Below are 20,466 nucleotides of genomic sequence, written 5' to 3' on the forward strand. Positions count from 1 at the left end.
AGCGGGCCCTTTTTTTCGCGAGGTCGCGATGACCCTTCACCTGGAGCTGGAAGAAGGCTTCGGCCGCGCCTGGCACCGCTTCATCACCCGCCGCGCCAGCCCGACGTTCGAGGACGCGGCGGTGAGCCTGGACGAGGTCCGGCGCAGCCTGCTGCTGCTGTTCCGCGCCACCGGCGGCGAGGCCGGCGTCGGCGTGGAGGCGGCCAGCGCGCGCGAGCTGCTGGTGCGCCGCAGCCTGTTGCAACAGGTGGCCGGCACCTGCCAGCAGTTGCCGGTGGCCTGGTTCGACGCCGACTCCCTGCGCCTGCCGGCCAGCCTCGCGGTCTACCCGGATGCACAACTGAACCGTGAACTCTACCGCTGGCTGGCGCTGCTCGCGGCGCACAGCCAGCCGCTGCGGCACTGGGCCGGCGACAACCAGGCCTGGACCCTCGCCGTGCTGCAGCGCTACCCGCTGCTGCGCCCGCGCTACCAGCGGCTGGTGGAAGCGCTGCTGCCATTGCGCCCGGACCCGGCCCAGTTGCCGCCGGCCGAGGCGGCGCTGGAGCGTGCGCTGCGCCAGGCGTTGCGCGAGCCCGGCAGCGTCAGCGGCCTGCCGCGCAGCGAGCGCGCGCCCTGGCCGTTGCCGCTGTGGCTGTACCCGCCGCAGCAGCTGGCGGCGCCGCAGCGGACCGAACTGGTCGACGGCGGCGAGCAGGGCAGGGCGCAGGGCGAGGTGCGCAACGGCGCCGCCCGCAAGCGCGCCGAACGCGCCGGGCAGGACCCGGGGCGCGGCGGCCTGCTGCTGTTCCGCCTGGAGAACCTGTTCAGCTGGTCCGAGCACGTCGAGCTGGACCGCGCCGGCGACGACAGCGAGGACCTGGACGCCGCGCGGGTGGCCGAGGACCTCGACCACCTGAGCCTGTCCCGGCAACGCCAGCGCAAGGGCGGCGGCCTGCGCCTGGACCTCGACCTGCCGGCGGCCGAGTACGACGACCTGCCGCTGGGCGAGGGCATCCGCCTGCCGGAGTGGGACTACCGGCGCCAATGCCTGCTGCCCGACCACGTCTGCCTGCAGCCGATGCTGCCGCGCGATGCCGCGCCGGCGCCATTGCCGGACGCGCTCGCACCCATCGCCCGGCGCCTGCGCCGGCAGTTCGAAGGCCTGCGCCAGCAGCCGCAGTGGCTGCGCCGCCAGCCCCAGGGCAGCGAGCCGGACCTGCAGGCCTGGCTGGACTTCAGCGTCGAGCGGCGCCTGGGCGCCTGCGCCGAGACCGGCCTGTTCCTCGAACGCCGGCAGACCCGCCGCGACCTGGCCTGCCTGCTGCTGGCCGACCTGTCGATGTCCACCGACGCGCACCTGGACGACCGCCACCGCGTCATCGACCTGATCGGCGACAGCCTGCTGCTGTTCGGCGAGGCGCTGCAGGCGGTGGGCGACCGCTTCGCGCTGTACGGCTTTTCCTCGCTGCGCCGGCACCACGTGCGCCTGACCCAGCTGAAGAGCTTCGAGGAACGCCATGGCGACGCCGTGCGCGGTCGCATCCGCGCCCTGCGGCCGGGCTACTACACGCGCATGGGCGCGGCCATCCGCCGGGCCACGCAACTGCTGCTCGAGCGCGGCGAACGCCAGCGCCTGCTGCTGATCCTCACCGACGGCAAGCCCAACGACCTGGATTGCTACGAGGGCCGCTACGGCGTCGAGGACACCCGCCAGGCGGTGCTGGAAGCGCGGCGCGCCGGGGTGCTGCCGTTCTGCCTGACCATCGACCGCGAGGCGGCGGATTACCTGCCGCACCTGTTCGGCCACCAGGGCTACCTGATGCTGCGCGACCCGGCCCAGCTGCCGCTGCGCCTGCCACAGCTCTACCGCCAGCTGACGCGGCGCCGTGAGTGAGCCCGCGGTTGCCGGCATCCCCACCCCGTAGGAGCGGACCTTGTCCGCGATAGCCGGCGGTATCGGGGAGATCCGCTCGCTGCCCACCTGCGCCACTCCCCTGTAGGAGCGCGCCCTGCGCGCGAAATCGCGGGCAGGGCCCGCTCCTACAAGGGGGGGCATTCATCGAGCGTAGGGCGAATAACCGTTCGCGGTTATCCGCCGCAGGTGCCTGTCAGCGCGGCAACCAGAGCGCCATCGCCAGGCAGAACAGGGCGAGGGCCATGCAGAAGAGCTTGAACCGGCGCAGGCGCCTCTGCCTAGCCAGGGCCTGTTCGACCGGCAGCGGCATGCCGCAGTGCGGGCAGTCGGCCTGGTCGTCGGCGCTGGGCTGCTGGCAGTACAGGCACTGGCGCATGCCTACTCGAACTGCTCCAGGCGCAGCGGGGCCAGGACCTGGACGGTGCGGCCCTGCAGGTCGATGATGCGTTCGTCGATCAGCCGGCGCAGCACGCGGGAGAAGGTTTCCGGCTGGATCGACAGGTGCCCGGCCACCAGTTGCTTGGCCATCGGCAGCTCGAAGCGCAGGTCGGCGTCGCCGTGCCGGTTGAGCAGCGTCAGCAGGTAGCGCACCACCCGGTGGGTGGAGTTCTTCAGCGACAGCGTCTCGATCTCGTTGATCCGCCTATGCAGGCGGATGCACAGGGTGCCGAGCAGGGCGAAGGGCAACTGCGGGTTGCTGTGCAGCAGCTCCAGGTAGGTGCGGTTGGCGAAGCGGTAGACCTGCGTCGGCTCCAGCGCCTGGGCCGAGGCGACGTAGTCCGGGGTGTCCATGAACATCATGGCCTCGGCGAAGGTCTGCCGGCCGACCACCACTTCCAGGACCTTCTCCTGGCCCTCCGGGGTCAGGCGGAAGATCTTCACCGCGCCGGATATCACGAAGAAGAAGGCATGGGCCGGCTCGCCCTGGTGGAACAGCTTGTCGCCCTTGTCGAGGTTGAGCAGCTGGCAGGTGGCGAGCAACTGTTCCAGCTGCGCCTCTTCGAGGGCATCGAACAGGTGGTGCCCGCGCAGGATCTGCTGGTGGACGCGCTGGGACTGCATGGCGGAGCCTTCCTGAACCGTGGGTATCCGGTCAGTATGCTCGTCATGCCCGGCTTGGGGGGTGAGGCATGCTGTCACGTCGGGCTCCGGCCGATGGGCGGTCATTGCGGGCGGTTGGCGCCGACGAACAGCAGGTTGTTCTCCAGGTGGATGTGCTGCATCAGGTCGCGGCGCAGCTCCTCCAGCCCGGCGTAGAGCGCGCGCCAGCTGGTGCAGGCGTTGGCCGGGGCGGTCAGGTCGTCGGTCAGCTCGGCCAGCGCGGCCAGGCTCTGGGCGTGTTCGTCGTGCTCGTGGCGCATCACCCCGATCGGCCCCTGCACGTGCAGCAGCGGCACGCCCTGGCTCAGCCAGGGGAACAGGATGTTCTCCTCCTTGCACATGTGCGACTCGAGTTCTTCCTGCATCTGCTCCAGCAGCGCCACCAGGCCGTGGGGGCAGTGCGGGTGCGCGGCGTGGGTGCGTTCCACGCGCTGGGCCAGCGGCAGCAGCGCGGGGAACTGCTGGCGATGGCGCTGGTGGTAGCGTTCGAGGATGTGTTCGATCAGCTCGGTGTTGCTCGCCTGGCGCCAGTCGCGCTCTTCGCTGGCCGGGCGCAGGGCGCGCAGTTCGCTGGCGATGCGTTCGGCGTCCAGGCCCAGTTCGCTGGCGGCCTCGCGCAGGCTGCGCTGGCCGGCGCAGCAGAAGTCCAGCTTGTAGTCGCGCAGCAGGCTGGTGCTGCCGGGCAGGCTGCAGGCCAGGTCGCTGAGGGTGCGTTCGGTCAGGTTGTCGTGCATGGCGGCGGCCTCGGGAGTCGGTGTGGGGGCTGGCGCCAGTCTAGGAAGGGCGCGGCCCCGGGCTCCTTGATTGCGGTCAAGCGTCGCAGTGCGCGGGTTCCCGCTCGTCGTCGCCCTCGGCGATGTGCAGCAGCTGCTGCGGGTTGCGCACCAGCAGCTTCTGCCGGCCGCCGCGCACCAGGCCGCGCCCTTCCCAGGCGCTGAGGATGCGCGAGACGGTGTGCAGGGTGGTGCCGGTCATCTCGGCGATGTCCTGGCGGCTGACGGGAAAATCGATGCGCACGCCCTCGGATTCCGCGCGGCCGCTGTTGCGCACCAGGCGCAGCACGGCGTGGGCGACGCGGCGCTCGACCTCCTCGGTGGCCAGCTCGCAGAAGCGCACGTGGGCTTCCTGCAGGCGCACGCCAATGGCCTGCACGGTGTTCAGGGCGAAGCCGGGGTGGCGCGCCAGCAGCGGCTCCCACAGCGCGGTCGGCCAGGCCAGCGCCAGGCTTTCCTGGGTGGCGCTGGCGGTGGCGGGGTAGTCCTCGCGACCCAGGGCGCGGACGAAGCCGAACAGGTCGCCGGGGTTGACCAGGCGCACCAGCACGCGCTGGCCATCGCAGGTCACCTGGGTGGCCTTGAGGCGGCCGTGGACCAGCAGGTAGAAGGCCTCGGCCGGCTCGCCCTGCTCGAACACCGTGGCGCCGCAGTGCAGCGGCAGCACGCTGGCCGGGCGAAGGATGTCGTCCTGTTCCTCGCGGGTGCAGTTGGCGAACGGCGGCAGGTTCGCCAGCCAGGCGCGGTTGATCGGTGGCTTGTCGCTCACGGTCAGGATTCCCTGGGGCCTGCCGCAGCATACCTGTATCGCGCTATGGCGAAACTTGAGTGGGATCAAGTCAAGGCAGCTCTCTGACCAGGCGGAACCCCAGGTTGTCCGGTGGCTGCCCGGCGCTGCAGCCGCCGCCGCGGGCGTCGCGGACGAATTCGTTGATGGCGGCGCGGTGGCGGCCCTCGGCGATGCGGATCGAGCAGGCCTCGACGCGGGTCTTTTCCGTGCCGCCGGCATCCAGGTTTACCCGCGTGTGGCAGCTCTGCGTCCATTCCCAGACGTTGCCCGCCAGGTCCGCCACCCCCAGTTCGTTGAGGCCGTGGCTGCCGCGCGGCTGTGGCCGGGCCGGGCCTTCGCGGGCCGCCGCGGCCTCGAAGCGGTAGCGTGCCAGCCAGCGGCGCGCCGGGTTGCGGCCGTCGTCGTCGATGCGCAGGGCGTCGTCGGCCCAGCGCGCGCCGGCGAAGAACGCCCATTCGGCGTCGCTGGGCAGGCGCCAGCGCTGGCCGGTGCGCTTCGACAGCCAGTCGGCATAGCGCTGCGCATCCAGCAGGCTGGCGCCGGTGAGCGGTAGGTCTTCGCCGGGGGCGGCGGCCTGGCCCTCCAGCGCCAGGCAGGCGCCGGCGTCCACGCAGCGGGCGTATTCGACCTGGCTGACCTGGTATTTCATCACCGCGAAGCGTGGCGCCAGGCGTTCGCTACGCAGCGGCGCATCCACCGGGCGGGCGTCGCGCCAGTAGTCGCCGGCGGGGCGGAAGCGGTATTCCCGTGGCGTCAGGCTGACGGTCTCCGGCGCCAGGCTCGGGTCGGTGCGCGGCAGCCATGCGCCCAGGGCAATGGCCACCAGCAGCAGCGGAAGGGCGATGGTCAGCGCCTTGCGCATGGGCGTTCCCTCGTGGCGGGGCCGGCCCTCGCGGGCCGGCCGGTGGCGTCACTTGATGGGGGAGGGCGGTTCGACCTGGCTCATCAGGTCGGAATCCCACTGCCCCTCGACCTGGAAGTGCGCGGTGGCGCCCAGGGCCACGCCTTCGATCAGGTTGTGGTTGAGGTAGGCGTACAGGCCCGGCTGGCGGAAGGTGTACAATGCAGCGCCAGCGGCGCCGCCGGGGATGAACCAGGTCTCCAGGCCTTCCTCCGGCGGGTTGCCGAACTTGCCGGTGGCCCAGACGTGGTCGCCGTGGCCGCCGATCAGGTGCGGGCGGGTGTCGCGGTTGGCCTGGGAATGGACGATCAGCACGGTCTCGCCGACCTTGGAGGTCAGGGCGTTCTTGCCGGTCAGTGCGCCGACCCGGCCGTTGAACACCACGTGGCTGGGGATCAGCCCCTTCATGGTCTGCAGGGTGTCGTTGAAGCTCTCGGTGGGGCTGGCGTAGCGCTTGAACTTGCCGTCCTTGTCGCGCGGGACGTAGAAGTCCTGCTCGCCGACGTAGAACACCTTGTCGTACTTCAGCGGCCGGCCTTCGCGGTCCTTCAGGCCGTCGCGCGGCAGCACCATGATCGCGCCGTTCATGCCGGAGACCACGTGCCAGGGGATCATCATCCCGCCGGGCGCGCAGTGGTAGACGAACACGCCGGGGCGGGTGGCCTTGAAGCGCAGCTTGACCTGCTCGCCGGGGTTGACCACGGTCAGCGAGCCGCCGCCCAGGGCGCCGGTGGCGGCGTGGAAGTCGATGTTGTGGGCCATGCTGTTGCTGGCCGGGTTGACCAGGGTGAGCTCGACGTAGTCGTCCTGGTGCACCACCATCAGCGGCCCGGGCACCGAGCCATTGAAGGTCATGGCGTGGATGTGGGTGTCGTCGTCATCGATGATCAGGTCCTTCTCCTCGATGACCATGCGGAACTCCACCACCCGCGGCTTGCTGCTGGTGCGCTGTTCGTGGGCATGGACGAACGGCGGGACGAGCAGCTCGACCTTGCTCCTGGCCAGCTTCGACAGGTCCGGCGCCGGCCCGGTCTGCAGCGGCGCCGACTCCTTGGCGAAGGCCAGACCGCTGCCGAGGACCGAACCGGCGACGCCGAGCGCGACGGCTCCGGCGAGCAGGCTGCGGCGCGAGAAGGGCATTTTTTCCAGGTCAGGCATGGGTACATCTCCTAATGGACGAGATTTCGTTGTCCACAGGGAACTCCCTTGGGCGAAAACCTTCTTTGCGCGGAAGCAAATAGCGGCGCAGCTGGACAATCTGCCGCAGCGCGCCATCAGGTTTTTCCTTCGACGCCTGTGTGAATGCGGCAAGTGCCGGTGCGCCGAGGTAAGATTCCTGCCCAATGAGCGAATCTCCCGCGCCAAGGCGCGGGCCCCAACGGACAAGGACCTTGCATGCGCCCGCGTGGACTCCCCCTCCTGGCCCTCACCTTCGGCGTGCTTGCCGCGCAGCAGGCCTACGCCAGCAGCGACGATTCCTGCTACCCGAGCTGGAACCTCAAGCGCGACACCCTGGACGTGTGCAACAGCCTGCCGTTCCTGAGCCCCGGCAATGACAGCCGGGTCAACCTGCAACTGCTGCTGGCCGACGCCGGGCGTGCCAGCCTGCCGGTCAAGGCGCTGTCCGATGACGAGCAGCAGCTGGGCTACGGCCTGGTGCCCTTCCCGCTGACGCGCCTGTTCGACGAGCCCCTGGCCCCGGAGGCCGCGACGGCTGCCGACGCCAAGCCGGCGGCGCCCCTGGCGGAGCTGGCGGTGCGCATCGGCCTGCCGGCGGACGCGGTGCCGGCCGAGGGCGAGCGCTTCGCCAGCGGCGAGGGAAGCCGCTGCCGCAGCAACAACCCGGCCACCGCCCAGGACTTCCTCGCCCAGCTGCTCGCCGCCGACCTGCCGCCGGCCGAGCGGCAGAGCCTGGCGCGGGCGCGCCTGGCCCTGCTGCAGGGCTGCCAGTGGGACGAGGCGCAGCTCGCCGGCCTGTTCCCCGGCGACGTGGACTCCCCCGGCGGGCGCGAGTTCGCCGGCTACCTGCAGGGCATCGCCGCCTTCTACAGCGGCCACTTCCCGGCCGCGCGCAAGAGCTTCCAGGCCCTGCGCGACAGCCGCCTGCCCTGGCTGCGCGAGACGGCGCGCTACATGCTCGGCCGCAGCCAGCTCAACCAGGCGCAGCAGAACGCCTTCGACGACATGGGCTACCCCGACCTGCGCAAGGTCGACCAGGCCGCGCTCAAGGTCGCCGAAAGCGACTTCAAGGCCTACCTGCAGGCTTATCCACAGGGCCGCTATGCCACTTCGGCCAAGGGCCTGATGCGCCGCGTGTACTGGCTGATGAACGACCCCGGGCGCCTGGCCGCGGAATACGCCTGGCTGTTCGCCCAGCCGGAGGCGGCCCAGGGCAACGCCGACCAGGCCCAGCTGATCGCCGAGGTGGACAACAAGCTGCTGGTCAGTGCGCACCCGGCGGAGGTCAAGAACCCGCGCCTGCTGGCGGTGCTCGACCTGATGCAGATGCGTCACCATGAGGCCGGCGAGGGCCGCGCCCTCGACCTGCCCGGGCTGCAGGCGCAGAAACCGTTGTTCGCCGAGCTGCCGGGGCTGCACGACTACCTGCTGGCGGCCTGGCAGCTGTACGTCGAGGAGCAGCCGGGCAAGGCGGCCGAACAACTGCCCAAGGCCCTGCCGCAGAAGCTCGACTACCTCGCCTTCAGCCAGCAGACCCTGCGCGGCTTCGCCCTGGAGGCCGGCAACGACTGGCTGGGCGCGGAGAAGCTGTGGCTGCAGTTGCTGCCGCTGGCCCACCAGCCGCTGCAGCGCGAGCAGCTGGAACTGGCGCTGGCCTTCAACTACGAGCGCAGCGACCGCCTGGTGAAGGTCTATGCCGAGAACTCGCCGGTGCGCACCCCGGCCATCCGCGAGCTGCTGCTGCGCCACATCGCCGGCCCCGAGCTGCTGCGCCAGCAGGTGAAGTCCGAGACGGCGCCGGCCGAGGAGCGCGACACCGCGCTCTTCACCCTGCTGTACAAGGACCTGCTGCACGGCCGCTACGCCAACTTCGTCAACGACCTCGCGCTGCTGCCGGCCGAGCCCTCGACCAAGCCGCTGAGCGCAAGCCTGGGCTTCGTCTACGGCGGCGGGCAGCCGCTGAGCCTGTTCCAGTGGCCGGGCGGCAAGGGCAGCTCCGGCTATGACTGCCCGGCGCTGCGCGACCTCGCCCTGGCCTTGCAGCAGGAGCCGCAGCCGCCACAGGCGCTGAACTGCTTCGGCGAGTTCATCCTGCGCAACAACCTCGACAGCTTCCCGCTGGACAACCAGCCCGGCGTGCGCGAACTGGGCGGCAGCCCGTCGCTGTTCGAGGGCGAGCCCTACTCGCGCCTGGACGGCTACCTGAAGGTGATCGCCGACGCGCAGGCCGGCAGCGACGACAAGGCCTACGCGCTGTACCGCGCCATCAACTGCTACGCCCCCAGCGGCTACAACGGCTGCGGCAAGCAGGACATCGCCCCGGCGCAGCGCAAGCGCTGGTTCCGCACGTTGAAGACGCAGTACGCCGACACGCCCTGGTCGAAATCGCTGAAGTACTACTGGTAGCGCCGCCATGGGCCTGGCCGCGAAGAGCCTGGCGCTGGGCCTGCTGGCGCTGTGGGGCGCCACGGCCAGCGCCGGGGTGGTCGACGCCGCCGACTACGACGCCTTCTGGCTGTGGGGCGGGGTGCAGGCCCAGCCGGTGCTGCGCCAGGCGCGCACCCTCTACGTGTTGCAGGGCCAGGTCAGCGCCCCGCGCGGCGCCCCCGGGCAACCGGCGCGCCTGCACGCCCAGGGTATCGCCATGCCGCGCCTGCGCTCGGGCCAGGTCTGGGTGGTCTACCGCGCCCACAGCCTGCGCTGGAGCGAGGACAGCTACGCGACCCTGCTGGCCCAGCTGCGCCGCTGGCAGCGCGCCGGCAACCCGCTGCTGGGCGTGCAGATCGACTTCGACGCACGCACCCGCTACCTCGACGAATACGTGGCCTTCCTGCGCGACTTCCGCCGGCGCCTGCCGCTGGAGTACCGCCTGAGCATCACCGGCCTGCTGGACTGGAGCAGCAACGCGGAGCCGGCGACCATCAACCAGCTGCGCGACGTGGTGGACGAGGTGGTGGTGCAGACCTACCAGGGCCGCCGGACCATCCCCGACTACGAACGCTACCTGCCCAGGGTGGCGCGCCTGCAGCTGCCGTTCCGCATCGGCCTGGCGCAGTACGGGCAGTGGCAGGCGCCGGGCTACCTGGAGCGCAGCCCGTGGTTCCGGGGGTATGTGGTGTTTTTGCAGAATCCGTGAGTTGCTGGGCGGGGGGCGATTGTAGGAGCGAGCTTGCTCGCGAACGGGGTTTGCCGGTTGCAACGGAGCCTTGGATTGACTCCGTTCCCTCTCCCCAGCCCTCTCCCTGAAGGGAGAGGGGGCTAGTCCGTGCCGAGAGAGGGTGTGGTTTCACCTGAAACCTGCGGAGCTGCCGGCTGACTCAGGAATACCCACGCACGCCGAACGGTCCCCTCTCCCTTCAGGGAGAGGGTTAGGGAGAGGGTGCTCTTCAGATCAAGCGCCGAGATTACCGGCGAAGTCCCGTTCGCGAGCAAGCTCGCTCCTACGAAAAACCTCCGCAACCACAACTCCCCCCACACCCCGCCTTAGCCGGCCGCTCCAGCAGATCCCGCATCAGCAACCCATAATCCAGCCCCACCTCCTCCGGCACCGGCAGATACACGACGTGCCCATCACCCGGCGCGACCTCGATGACTTCACCACGAACGTTCTCCAGACGTTCCAGCCGCAGCGTACGGTTGCCGGCTGGAGTCATGAGTTCGACGCTGTCACCCACCGCGAAGCGGTTCTTCACCCTTACCTCGGCGAGGTCGCCACGCCGCCCGCCAGTGAACTCCCCGACAAACTGCTGGCGCTCCGCCCGCGAGCTGCCGTACAGGTAATTCTGATACTCGTCATGCACATGGCGGCGCAGGAAGCCCTCGGTGTAGCCGCGGTGGGCCAGGGACTCCAGCTCGTCCATCAGGCCGCGGTCGAAGGGCCGGCCGGCCACGGCGTCGTCGATGGCCTGGCGGTAGGCCTGGGCGGTGCGCGCCACGTAGTAGTGGGACTTGGTGCGGCCCTCGATCTTCAGCGAGTGCACGCCCATCTCGGCCAGGCGCTGCACGTGCTGGATGGCGCGCAGGTCCTTGGAGTTCATGATGTAGGTGCCGTGCTCGTCCTCGTGGGCCTCCATCAATTCGCCGGGGCGGTTGCCTTCCTCCAGCAGGAAGACCGCGTCGGTGGGCGCGCCTTCGCCGAGGGTCGGCTCGCGCACCAGCTGGCCCAGTTCGTCCTCCCGGGCCGGGTGCGCCTGGTACTGCCAGCGGCAGGCGTTGGTGCAGGTGCCCTGGTTGGGATCGCGGCGGTTGATGTAGCCCGACAGCAGGCAGCGCCCGGAGTAGGCCATGCACAGGGCGCCGTGGACGAACACCTCCAGCTCCATGTCCGGGACCTTCTCGCGGATCTCGCCGATCTCCTCCAGCGACAGCTCGCGGGAGAGGATCACCCGGCTCAGCCCCTGGTCGCGCCAGAAGGCCACGCTGGCCCAGTTGACGGCGTTGGCCTGCACCGAGAGGTGGATGTTCGCCTGGGGGAAATGCTGGCGAACCAGCATGATCATGCCGGGATCGGACATGATCAGCGCATCCGGCCCCAGGGCCAGCACCGGCTCCAGGTCGGCCAGGAAGGTCTTCAGCTTGGCGTTGTGCGGGGCGATGTTCACCACCAGGTAGAAGCGCTTGCCCAGGGCATGGGCCTCGGCGATGCCGATGGCCAGGTTGGCCAGGTCGAATTCGTTGTTGCGCACCCGCAGGCTGTAGCGCGGTTGCCCGGCGTAGACGGCATCGGCGCCATAGGCGAAGGCGTGGCGCATGGCTTTCAGGGAGCCGGCGGGGCAGAGCAGTTCGGGGGCTTGGAGCATGGCGGCGGGACGCTTGTGGATAAAACGCCGCACTCTAGCGATGGCGGGGGTTTGGTGCCCTGAGCGGGGTCAATGTTGGTGGTGGGCGTTTCGTAGGAGCGAGGGGGACGCCTAGTTCTTGCTCGCGAACCTGGTTTGCCGGTGGCTCTGGCGTGTTGGGTTGACTCCGCTCCCTCTCCCCAGCCCTCTCCCTGAAGGGAGAGGGGGCTAGTCCGTGCCGTTTGAAAGTAAGGATTCAGCTGGAAAGCACGGTGTCCGGCTAACTCCATAGTGTCCAACACTGCCCAACGGTCCCCTCTCCCTTCAGGGAGAGGGTTAGGGAGAGGGCGCTCTGAATCCCAACACCTGCTGTTCCCAGCAAACTCCATTCGCGAGCAAGAACTAGGCGTCCCCCTCGCTCCTACAAAAAGCTCAACCTCACTCCAACCAGCGCCGCCCCTGCAGCTCCAGCAGCATCTGCGCCTGCTCCGGGCCGTTGCTGCCGGCGGGGTAGGGGCGCGGGCGCTGGTAGTGCTCCTGCCAGCCGGCGATGATCGGGTCGATCCAGCGCCAGGCCGCCTCCACCTCGTCGCGGCGCATGAACAGCGTCGAGTCGCCCTGGATCACGTCCAGCAGCAGGCGCTCGTAGGCGTCCCAGCGGCGCTTGCCGGGGCTGGAGGCCTGGGCCAGGTTGAGGTCCAGCTCGGCCGGCTCCAGGCGCATGCCCTTGCCGGGGGTCTTGGTCATGAGTTGCAGGCTGATGCGCTCCTCCGGCTGCAACCTTATCCACAGGCGGTTGGCCGGGCCGCTGCCGTCGCCGATCAGGGCGTGGGGCACCGGCTTGAACTGGATGACGATCTCCGAGCACTTCTTCGCCATGCGCTTGCCGGTGCGCAGGTAGAAGGGCACGCCGGCCCAGCGCCAGTTGTCGATCTCGGCGCGCAGGGCGACGAAGGTCTCGGTGTCGCTGTCGTTGTCCACGTTCTTCTCGAACCAGTAGGCCGGCACCTCCTGGCCGCCGATCCGCCCGGCGCCGTACTGGCCGCGCACGGTGCGGTCCTGCACGTCGAGGCCGCCGATCGGGCGCAGGGCCTGGAGGATCTTCAGCTTCTCGTCGCGCACCGACTCGGCGTCGAAGTGCACCGGCACCTCCATGGCCACCAGGCACAGCAGCTGCAGCAGGTGGTTCTGCACCATGTCGCGCATGGCCCCGGCGTGGTCGTAGTAGGCGCCGCGGTTCTCCACGCCGAGGGTCTCGTTGACGCTGATCTGCACGTGGTCGACGTAGGCGCTGCGCCACAGCGGCTCGAACAGGGTGTTGGCGAAGCGCAGGGCCAGCAGGTTCTGCACCGTCTCCTTGCCCAGGTAGTGGTCGATGCGGAACACCCGCGACTCGTCGAACACCTGGCCGATGGCCTGGTTGATCGCCCGTGCCGACTCCAGGGAATGGCCCAGCGGCTTCTCCAGCACGATGCGCGTGTTGGGCCCGGCCAGGCCGGCGACCTTGAGGTTCTGCGCGATGGGCGCGAAGAGGTCCGGGGCGGTGGCCAGGTAGTGCACCAGCACGCGCTCGTGGCCGAACTTCAGGCGCTGGCGCAGGCGGCTGAAATCGGCGCTCTGGGAGGCGTCCATGGCCAGGTAGTCCAGGCGCGTGGCGAAGCTCTGCCAGTCGGCGACGCTGAAGTCGGCCCGCGCCACCTGCGCCCGGCAATGCCGTTCGGCCAGCGCCAGGTAGGCCTCCTGCGAGCGCTGGCTGCGGGCCAGGGCGAGGATGCGGGTATCGGCCGGCAGGCGCTCCTCGCGGTGCAGGTGGTAGAGCGCCGGCAGCAGCTTGTGCAGGGTCAGGTCGCCGGTGCCGCCGAACACCAGGATGTCGCAGGAAAGGGGAAATGCGGAAGTTTCGGACATCATCGGGTACTGCTCCACCACTTATTGCCTGGGCGTGACCGCCTGACTTGTAGTATAACTACAAGCAGACTACATCCCATCCGCCGATCATAGCCGAGTCCAGCCCAGTGAACCTGTTGCAGCACATTGCCCAGTCGCGTCATCTGCTTCGCAAGTCGGAACTGAAGGTCGCCGATCACGTGATGCAGGACCCCGCCTCGGTCATGCACAGCTCCATGGCCGACCTCGCCCACGGGGTGGGCGTCAGCGAGCCGACCATCGTGCGCTTCTGCCGCGCCATCGGCTGCAGCGGCTTCCAGGACCTGAAGCTGAAACTGGCGCAGAGCCTGGCTGCCGGCGCCAGCTTCGGCCAGTTCGCGATCAACGAGAACGACTCGGTCACCGACTTCAGCCTGAAGATCTTCGACACCACCCTGCATTCGCTGATGGAGGTGCGCGAGAACCTCGACACCCACGCCCTGGAACGCGCCATCGCCGCCATCGCCCATGCCCAGCGCGTGGAGTTCTACGGCTTCGGCGCCTCCGGCGCGGTGGCCGCGGACGCCCAGCACAAGTTCTTCCGCCTGCTGCTGTCGGCGGCGGCCTATTCCGACCCGCACATGCAGGCGATGTCGGCGGTGACCCTGAAGCCCAGCGACGTGGCCATCTGCATCTCGCAGTCCGGCCGCTCCAAGGACCTGCTGGTGACCGCCAACCTGGTCCGCGAGGCCGGCGCCACCCTGATCACCCTGTGCCCCAGCCAGACGCCCCTGGCCGACCTGGCCACGGTGAACCTGGCGGTGGACGTGCACGAGGACACCGACATCTACACCCCGCTGACCTCGCGCATCGCCCACCTGGTGGTGATCGACGTGCTGGCCATGGGCGTGGCCATGGCCCGCGGCCCGGACCTGGTCAACCACCTCAAGAGCGTCAAGCGCAGCCTGCGCAGCCTGCGCCTGTCGCCCAAGGTGGTGAAGAGCCACGAGGAGCCGCGCCCGGAAGAGGCGTCCTGAGCCGGCGCCGACCGCCCGTCGGCGTCACCGCGGCTTCACCGCAGCGCCCTCAAACTGTCATCCCTCGTCAGCATGCTGGCGTCTCCAGCCCTTCGGCCTTGGGAGATGCGAGATGCCACGCCATATCGACGACACCCAGCACCTGGACAGCAGGACCCGCCGCAAGCTCGAGGATCAGCGCCGCATGCAGTTCCGCCGGGCCATCGAGGAGCGCCTCGAGGCGCAACGTCTCGACCGCGAGATGTCCGATTATCCCGACCTGATCGCCGCCAACTACCTCAATTCTGCACGGGCGTCGGTGAAAAGCGCTCGGCCAGCTGGCTGATCAGCGCGCGCTCCTCGCGGATGAACGCGACGAATGCCTGGGCCACCGGGCTCAGGCGCTTGCCACGGGCGTGCACCAGGCACCAGCTGCGGTAGAGCGGCAGTTCCTCCACCGGCAGTTCGCGCAGCAGCCCGGCGCGCAGTTCGCGGCTCACCGCGTGGCGCGGCAGCAGGGCCAGGCCGAGGCCGGCCAGCACCCCTTCCCGCGAGCCTTCCAGCGAGGCGAATTCCAGCGTCTGCGGGAAGTGCGCGCGCTTCTGCTGGAAGTGTTCCTCGCAGGCCTTGCGCGTGCCCGAGCCAGGCTCGCGGATCAGTAGCGGCCAGGATTCCAGGTCCTTCAGCGACAGCTTGGCGGCGCTGCACAGCGGGTGCTCGGGCGGCGCCACCGCGACTATCGGGTTGTTCAGGAAGGGCAGGAACTCCAGGGCCATGTCCTGGGGCACCAGGGACATGATCACCAGGTCGTCGCGGTTGTCCGACAGGCGCTTGATCACCTGGGCGCGGTTGACCACCGTGAGGTGCAGGCTGACGTCCGGGTGCTGGGCCTGGAAGGCGGCGAACAGGTGCGGGGTGATGTACTTGGCGCTGGACTCCACCGCCAGGCGCAACTGGCCCTGCAGCGAGCCCTTGAGGTCGGACAGCTGCATGTCCAGCACCTCCAGGCGCTGGAAGATGTCCGTGCTGGCGCGCAGCAGGGCGTCGGCGGCGTCGGTCTGGTAGAGCTTCTTGCCGATGTACTCGAACAGCGGCTGGCCGACCAGTTCCTCCAGCTGGCGGATCTGCAGGCTGACCGCCGGCTGGGTCAGCGCCATTTCCTCCGCGGCGCGGCTGTAGGAACGGCTCTCGCACACCGCACGGAATACCTGCAGCTGGCGAAGTGTCATTCGCATCAAGGACTTACGCATTCGGACGGCTCCCGAACGGGGTGGTTGCGTTCGACTATAAGGCAAAAGTTATGGCTATCCCAATAAATATTGATTTTGGGTAATCCTCGATCCCGCGTAGGGTAAAAAAACGCCGGAACCCTGCTCCGGCACGTGCCGAGCCGACGCGGATCGAACGCCGCGGCGGATTGCCGATTGGTTCAAGTGCCGGGTCCATCAGCCCCGGTCGAGGGAAACCGCAAGTGATCAAGAAAATCCTGATCGCCAACCGTGGGGAGATCGCTGTCCGCATCGTGCGTGCCTGCGCCGAGATGGGCATCCGTTCGGTGGCCGTCTACTCCGATGCCGACCGTCACGCCCTGCACGTGAAGCGCGCCGACGAGGCGCACAGCATCGGCACCGACCCGCTGGCCGGCTACCTCAACCCGCGCGCGCTGGTGAACCTGGCGGTGGAGACCGGCTGCGACGCCCTGCACCCGGGCTACGGCTTCCTCTCCGAGAACGCGGAGCTTGCGGACATCTGCGCCGAGCGCGGGATCAAGTTCATCGGCCCGTCGGCGGAAGTGATCCGCCGCATGGGCGACAAGACCGAGGCGCGGCGCAGCATGATGGCGGCCGGCGTACCCTGCACCCCGGGTACCGAAGGCAACGTCGCCGACCTCGCCGAAGCGCTGCGCGAAGGCGAGCGCATCGGCTACCCGGTGATGCTCAAGGCCACCTCCGGCGGCGGCGGCCGCGGCATCCGCCGCTGCAACAGCCGCGAGGAGCTGGAGCAGAACTTCCCCCGCGTCATCTCCGAGGCCACCAAGGCCTTCGGCAGCGCGGAAGTCTTCCTCGAGAAGTGCATCGTCAACCCGAAGCACATCGAGGCCCAGGTGCTGGCCGACGCCTTCGGCAACACCGTGCACCTGTTCGAGCGCGACTGCTCGATCCAGCGCCGCAACCAGAAGCTCATCGAGATCGCCCCCAGCCCGCAGCTGACCCCCGAGCAACGCGCCTACATCGGCGACCTCGCCGTGCGCGCGGCCAAGGCCGTGGGCTACGAGAACGCCGGCACCGTGGAGTTCCTGCTCGCCGATGGCGAGGTGTACTTCATGGAGATGAACACCCGGGTGCAGGTGGAACACACCATCACCGAGGAAATCACCGGCATCGACATCGTCCGCGAGCAGATCCGCATCTCTTCCGGCCTGCCGCTCTCGGTCAAGCAGGAAGACATCCAGTACCGCGGCTATGCCCTGCAGTTCCGCATCAACGCCGAGGACCCGAAGAACAACTTCCTGCCCTCCTTCGGCAAGATCACCCGCTACTACGCCCCCGGCGGCCCCGGCGTGCGCACCGACACGGCGATCTACACCGGCTACACCATCCCGCCGTACTACGACTCCATGTGCCTGAAGCTGATCGTCTGGGCACTGACCTGGGAAGAGGCCCTGGACCGCGGCCTGCGCGCCCTGGACGACATGCGCGTGCAAGGCGTGAAGACCACCGCGCCCTACTACCAGGAAATCCTCAAGGACCCGGAATTCCGCAGCGCCGAGTTCAACACCAGCTTCGTGGAAAGCCACCCGGAGCTGACCCAGTACTCGATCAAGCGCAACCCGTCGCACCTGGCCATCGCCATCGCCACCGCCATCGCCGCCCACGCGGGCCTTTGAGGTTTCAGGCTGCAGGCTACAAGCGGCAGGCTGCAGCGGAGAGGAGAATTACGAGATGAGCAAGAAAATCAGCGTCACCGATACCATCCTGCGCGATGCGCACCAGTCCCTGCTGGCCACCCGCATGCGCACCGAGGACATGCTCCCGATCTGCGACAAGCTCGACAAGGTCGGCTACTGGTCGCTGGAAGTCTGGGGCGGCGCCACCTTCGACGCCTGCGTGCGCTTCCTCAAGGAAGACCCGTGGGAGCGCCTGCGCAAGCTCAAGGCCGCGCTGCCCAACACCCGCTTGCAGATGCTCCTGCGCGGGCAGAACCTGCTGGGCTACCGCCACTACAGCGACGACGTGGTGCGCGCCTTCGTGGCCAAGGCCGCGGTCAACGGCATCGACGTGTTCCGCATCTTCGACGCGATGAACGACGTGCGTAACCTGCGCGTCTCCATCGAGGCGGTGAAGGCTGCCGGCAAGCACGCCCAGGGCACCATCTGCTACACCACCAGCCCGGTGCACACCATCGACGCCTTCGTCGCCCAGGCCAAGGCCATGGCGGCCATGGGCGTGGACTCCATCGCCATCAAGGACATGGCCGGCCTGCTGACCCCCTACGCCACCGGCGACCTGGTCAAGGCCCTGAAGGACGCCCTGCCGCTGGAAGTGGTGGTGCACTCCCACGACACCGCCGGCGTGGCCAGCATGTGCCAGCTCAAGGCCGTGGAGAACGGCGCCGACCGCATCGACACCGCCATCTCCAGCATGGCCTGGGGCACCAGCCACCCGGGCACCGAGTCGATGGTCGCGGCGCTGCGCAACACCCCCTACGACACTGGCCTGGACCTGGAACTGATCCAGGAGGTCGGCATGTACTTCCACGCCGTGCGCAAGAAGTACCACCAGTTCGAGAGCGAATTCACCGGCGTGGACACCCGCGTGCAGGTCAACCAGGTGCCCGGCGGCATGATCTCCAACCTGGCCAACCAGCTGAAGGAGCAGGGCGCCCTCAACCGCATGGCCGAGGTGCTCGAGGAAATCCCGCGGGTGCGCGAGGACCTGGGCTTCCCGCCCCTGGTCACCCCCACCTCGCAGATCGTCGGTACCCAGGCGTTCTTCAACGTGCTGGCCGGCGAGCGCTACAAGACCATCACCAACGAGGTGAAGCTGTACCTGCAGGGCCGCTACGGCAAGGCTCCGGGCCAGATCAACGAGCAGCTGCGGCGCCAGGCCATCGGCAACGAGGAAGTCATCGACGTGCGCCCGGCCGACCTGATCAAGCCCGAGTTGGACAAGCTGCGCGGCGAGATCGGCGCCCTGGCCCGGTCCGAGGAGGACGTGCTGACCTTCGCCATGTTCCCGGACATCGGCCGCAAGTTCCTCGAGGAACGCGAGGCCGGCGCCCTGAAGCCCGAGGAACTGCTGCCGATCCCCACCGGCAACGGCGTGGCCGCAGCCGGCGGCGAAGGCGTGCCGACCGAGTTCGTGGTCGACGTGCACGGCGAGAGCTACCGCGTGGACATCACCGGCGTCGGCGTGAAGACCGACGGCAAGCGCCACTTCTACCTGTCCATCGACGGCATGCCGGAAGAAGTGGTGTTCGAGCCGCTCAACGAGTTCATCGGCGGCGGCGGCAACAAGCGCAAGCACGCCAGCGCGCCGGGCGACGTCAGCACCACCATGCCGGGCAACATCGTCGACGTGCTGGTGAAGGAAGGCGACAGCGTGAAGGCCGGCCAGGCCGTGCTGATCACCGAGGCCATGAAGATGGAAACCGAGGTGCAGGCGCCCATCGCCGGCACCGTCAAGGCGATCCACGTAGCCAAGGGTGACCGCGTCAACCCGGGCGAGGTGCTGATCGAGATTGAAGGCTGACCGACGGACAGACGGGTCTCAAGGTTCAGTCCCCGGGGGAGCACGATGCTCCCCCTTTTTTATGTCTTTGCGAAAACCATCACCTTCCGGCGCGGCCGGGGCGCCGCTTCATTGACCTGCATCCAGGCCCCGCGCCGCGCGCACGCCTATAAACGGCAAGCCGCAGGCCGAGTTCCGGGGAGGAGGCGATGCGTTTCGCGATTGCTCTGCTGTTGACCGTCAGCTGTACCGCCCTGGGCGACGAGGCCGCCCAGGCGCGCTTCGACGCCATCATGGCCGACCCCGCCCTGCGCGAGCAGGCCTACGCCGCCGGCCACGAGCGCATCGTGCTGTGCCGCAACTGCCATGGCGACGATGGCAACAGCCGGCGCGACTACATCCCGAACCTGGCCGCGCAGGCGCCGGGCTACCTGTTCACCGCCTTCGAGCGCTACGCCAGCGGGCAGCGCACCGACTTCGTGATGAACCAGGCCGCGAAGATGCTGAGCCTCGACGAGCGGGTGAACATCGCCGTGTACTACAGCCAGCAGCCGGTGCTGCCGCGCCAGGGCACGGTGGACGATACCCTGCGGGCCAGGGGCGAGGCGCTGTTCGGGCGGGTCTGCGTGGCCTGCCATGGTCCGCAGGGGCTGGGCCAGCAGGGCGTCCCGCGCATCGCCGGGCAGCCGGCGGCCTACCTGCAGCGGACGCTGGAGGCCTACCGCGACAAGGACCCGCGCCGCACCGGCTCGACCATGCTGGCGGTGGCGTCGCAGCTGCAGGCCGGGGATATCGAGGCGCTGGCGGCCTACCTGCAGCAATTGCACCCCTGAAGTGGGCAAAGCCTTATATAATGCACGGTCTTTTCCATTGTCAGTGATAGCGATCATGAGCCTGCCACCCTGCCCGAAATGCAATTCCGAATACACCTACGAGGACGGCGCGCTGCTGGTCTGCCCGGAATGCGCCCATGAATGGTCGGCCGATGCCGCCGCCGAAGGCGAGGGCGACGCCAAGGTGATCAAGGACGCCGTCGGCAACGTGCTGCAGGACGGCGACACCGTCAGCGTGATCAAGGACCTCAAGGTCAAGGGCTCGTCCCTGGTGGTCAAGGTCGGCACCAAGGTGAAGAACATCCGCCTGGTGGACGGCGACCACGACATCGACTGCAAGATCGACGGCATCGGCGCCATGAAGCTGAAGTCGGAATTCGTCAAGAAGGTCTGAGCCGCTCGGGCTTCTCTTCTTCTTTTGTAGGAGCGGATTCATCCGCGATCGCCGTGCCTGGGCCCGGCCCATCGCGGACGGAGTCCGCTCCTACGTCAATTCCGGGCTCCCGTAGGATGGGTTGAGCGAAGTGTTCTGCCGGGACACATAGGTAACGCTTGTCGGGACACATGGGTAACGGTTTTCCCATGGTCATTCCGGCTGCCTG

General features: G+C 68.8%; 18 protein-coding genes. 9 read left to right on the forward strand and 9 right to left on the reverse strand.

Annotation, left to right across the window (positions count from 1 at the left end; translation table 11 throughout):
• Positions 1-28 precede the first annotated feature (28 nt).
• Complete coding sequence (locus VV867_RS17165; RefSeq protein ID WP_328567079.1) at positions 29-1,876, forward strand: nitric oxide reductase activation protein NorD; 1,848 nt, start codon at positions 29-31, stop codon at positions 1,874-1,876.
• 214 nt (positions 1,877-2,090) lie between these two features.
• Here VV867_RS17165 and VV867_RS17170 read toward each other — a convergent pair whose 3' ends face one another.
• The 6 genes from VV867_RS17170 to nirK form a co-directional block, all read right to left on the reverse strand.
• On the reverse strand, positions 2,091-2,273 hold the full coding sequence (locus tag VV867_RS17170) for a protein DnrP (protein ID WP_275628015.1): 183 nt from the start codon (positions 2,271-2,273) through the stop codon (positions 2,091-2,093).
• 2 nt (positions 2,274-2,275) lie between these two features.
• Entirely contained in the window at positions 2,276-2,959 is a 684-nt protein-coding gene (locus VV867_RS17175; protein ID WP_109933898.1) for a Crp/Fnr family transcriptional regulator, read from the reverse strand.
• Between the two features lie 101 nt (positions 2,960-3,060).
• Entirely contained in the window at positions 3,061-3,732 is a 672-nt protein-coding gene (gene ytfE, locus VV867_RS17180; protein ID WP_328567080.1) for an iron-sulfur cluster repair protein YtfE, read from the reverse strand.
• A gap of 76 nt (positions 3,733-3,808) precedes the next feature.
• Positions 3,809-4,540, reverse strand: a complete 732-nt coding sequence (locus VV867_RS17185) for a Crp/Fnr family transcriptional regulator (protein WP_244160984.1) — start codon at positions 4,538-4,540, stop codon at positions 3,809-3,811.
• Between the two features lie 70 nt (positions 4,541-4,610).
• Positions 4,611-5,423, reverse strand: coding sequence for an SUMF1/EgtB/PvdO family nonheme iron enzyme (locus tag VV867_RS17190; protein ID WP_328567081.1), 813 nt, complete (start codon positions 5,421-5,423; stop codon positions 4,611-4,613).
• A gap of 48 nt (positions 5,424-5,471) precedes the next feature.
• Positions 5,472-6,620, reverse strand: a complete 1,149-nt coding sequence (nirK, locus tag VV867_RS17195; protein WP_328567082.1) for a copper-containing nitrite reductase — start codon at positions 6,618-6,620, stop codon at positions 5,472-5,474.
• Between the two features lie 237 nt (positions 6,621-6,857).
• Here nirK and VV867_RS17200 point away from each other — a divergent pair, with 237 nt between their 5' ends.
• Positions 6,858-9,047: an outer membrane assembly lipoprotein YfiO gene (locus tag VV867_RS17200; protein ID WP_328567083.1), complete on the forward strand. Its 2,190-nt coding sequence runs from the start codon at positions 6,858-6,860 to the stop codon at positions 9,045-9,047.
• A gap of 7 nt (positions 9,048-9,054) precedes the next feature.
• Positions 9,055-9,777: a DUF3142 domain-containing protein gene (locus tag VV867_RS17205; RefSeq protein WP_109933893.1), complete on the forward strand. Its 723-nt coding sequence runs from the start codon at positions 9,055-9,057 to the stop codon at positions 9,775-9,777.
• Between the two features lie 304 nt (positions 9,778-10,081).
• Here VV867_RS17205 and trhP read toward each other — a convergent pair whose 3' ends face one another.
• On the reverse strand, positions 10,082-11,440 hold the full coding sequence (trhP, locus tag VV867_RS17210; RefSeq protein ID WP_109933892.1) for a prephenate-dependent tRNA uridine(34) hydroxylase TrhP: 1,359 nt from the start codon (positions 11,438-11,440) through the stop codon (positions 10,082-10,084).
• A gap of 417 nt (positions 11,441-11,857) precedes the next feature.
• Positions 11,858-13,327, reverse strand: coding sequence for a glucose-6-phosphate dehydrogenase (gene zwf / locus VV867_RS17215; protein WP_328567084.1), 1,470 nt, complete (start codon positions 13,325-13,327; stop codon positions 11,858-11,860).
• Between the two features lie 107 nt (positions 13,328-13,434).
• On the opposite strand from zwf, the gene hexR reads away from it, so the two are divergent.
• Together hexR and VV867_RS17225 are read left to right on the forward strand one after the other, a co-directional pair.
• Positions 13,435-14,322, forward strand: a complete 888-nt coding sequence (gene hexR, locus VV867_RS17220) for a transcriptional regulator HexR (protein WP_089393839.1) — start codon at positions 13,435-13,437, stop codon at positions 14,320-14,322.
• A gap of 112 nt (positions 14,323-14,434) precedes the next feature.
• Positions 14,435-14,647 (forward strand): PA3496 family putative envelope integrity protein, encoded by a 213-nt coding sequence (locus VV867_RS17225; RefSeq protein ID WP_328567085.1) that lies wholly within the window; start codon positions 14,435-14,437, stop codon positions 14,645-14,647.
• On the opposite strand, the gene VV867_RS17230 is transcribed toward VV867_RS17225, so the two are convergent.
• Entirely contained in the window at positions 14,601-15,536 is a 936-nt protein-coding gene (locus tag VV867_RS17230) for a LysR family transcriptional regulator (RefSeq protein ID WP_275630544.1), read from the reverse strand. The two genes, VV867_RS17225 and VV867_RS17230, sit on opposite strands and share 47 nt — an antisense overlap.
• A gap of 236 nt (positions 15,537-15,772) precedes the next feature.
• Between VV867_RS17230 and VV867_RS17235 the strand changes: the two genes are divergently transcribed.
• The 4 genes from VV867_RS17235 to VV867_RS17250 all read left to right on the forward strand — a co-directional run bounded on the left by VV867_RS17235 (position 15,773) and on the right by VV867_RS17250 (position 20,258).
• Complete coding sequence (locus VV867_RS17235; RefSeq protein WP_328567086.1) at positions 15,773-17,188, forward strand: acetyl-CoA carboxylase biotin carboxylase subunit; 1,416 nt, start codon at positions 15,773-15,775, stop codon at positions 17,186-17,188.
• A gap of 55 nt (positions 17,189-17,243) precedes the next feature.
• Entirely contained in the window at positions 17,244-19,052 is a 1,809-nt protein-coding gene (gene oadA / locus VV867_RS17240) for a sodium-extruding oxaloacetate decarboxylase subunit alpha (RefSeq protein ID WP_109933887.1), read from the forward strand.
• A gap of 188 nt (positions 19,053-19,240) precedes the next feature.
• Complete coding sequence (locus tag VV867_RS17245) at positions 19,241-19,864, forward strand: c-type cytochrome (RefSeq protein WP_328567087.1); 624 nt, start codon at positions 19,241-19,243, stop codon at positions 19,862-19,864.
• A gap of 52 nt (positions 19,865-19,916) precedes the next feature.
• Complete coding sequence (locus VV867_RS17250; RefSeq protein WP_177412054.1) at positions 19,917-20,258, forward strand: zinc ribbon domain-containing protein YjdM; 342 nt, start codon at positions 19,917-19,919, stop codon at positions 20,256-20,258.
• Positions 20,259-20,466: the final 208 nt, after the last annotated feature.

The sequence above is a fragment of the Pseudomonas sp. JH-2 genome, assembly GCF_036231725.1.
GTDB lineage: Bacteria > Pseudomonadota > Gammaproteobacteria > Pseudomonadales > Pseudomonadaceae > Pseudomonas > Pseudomonas delhiensis.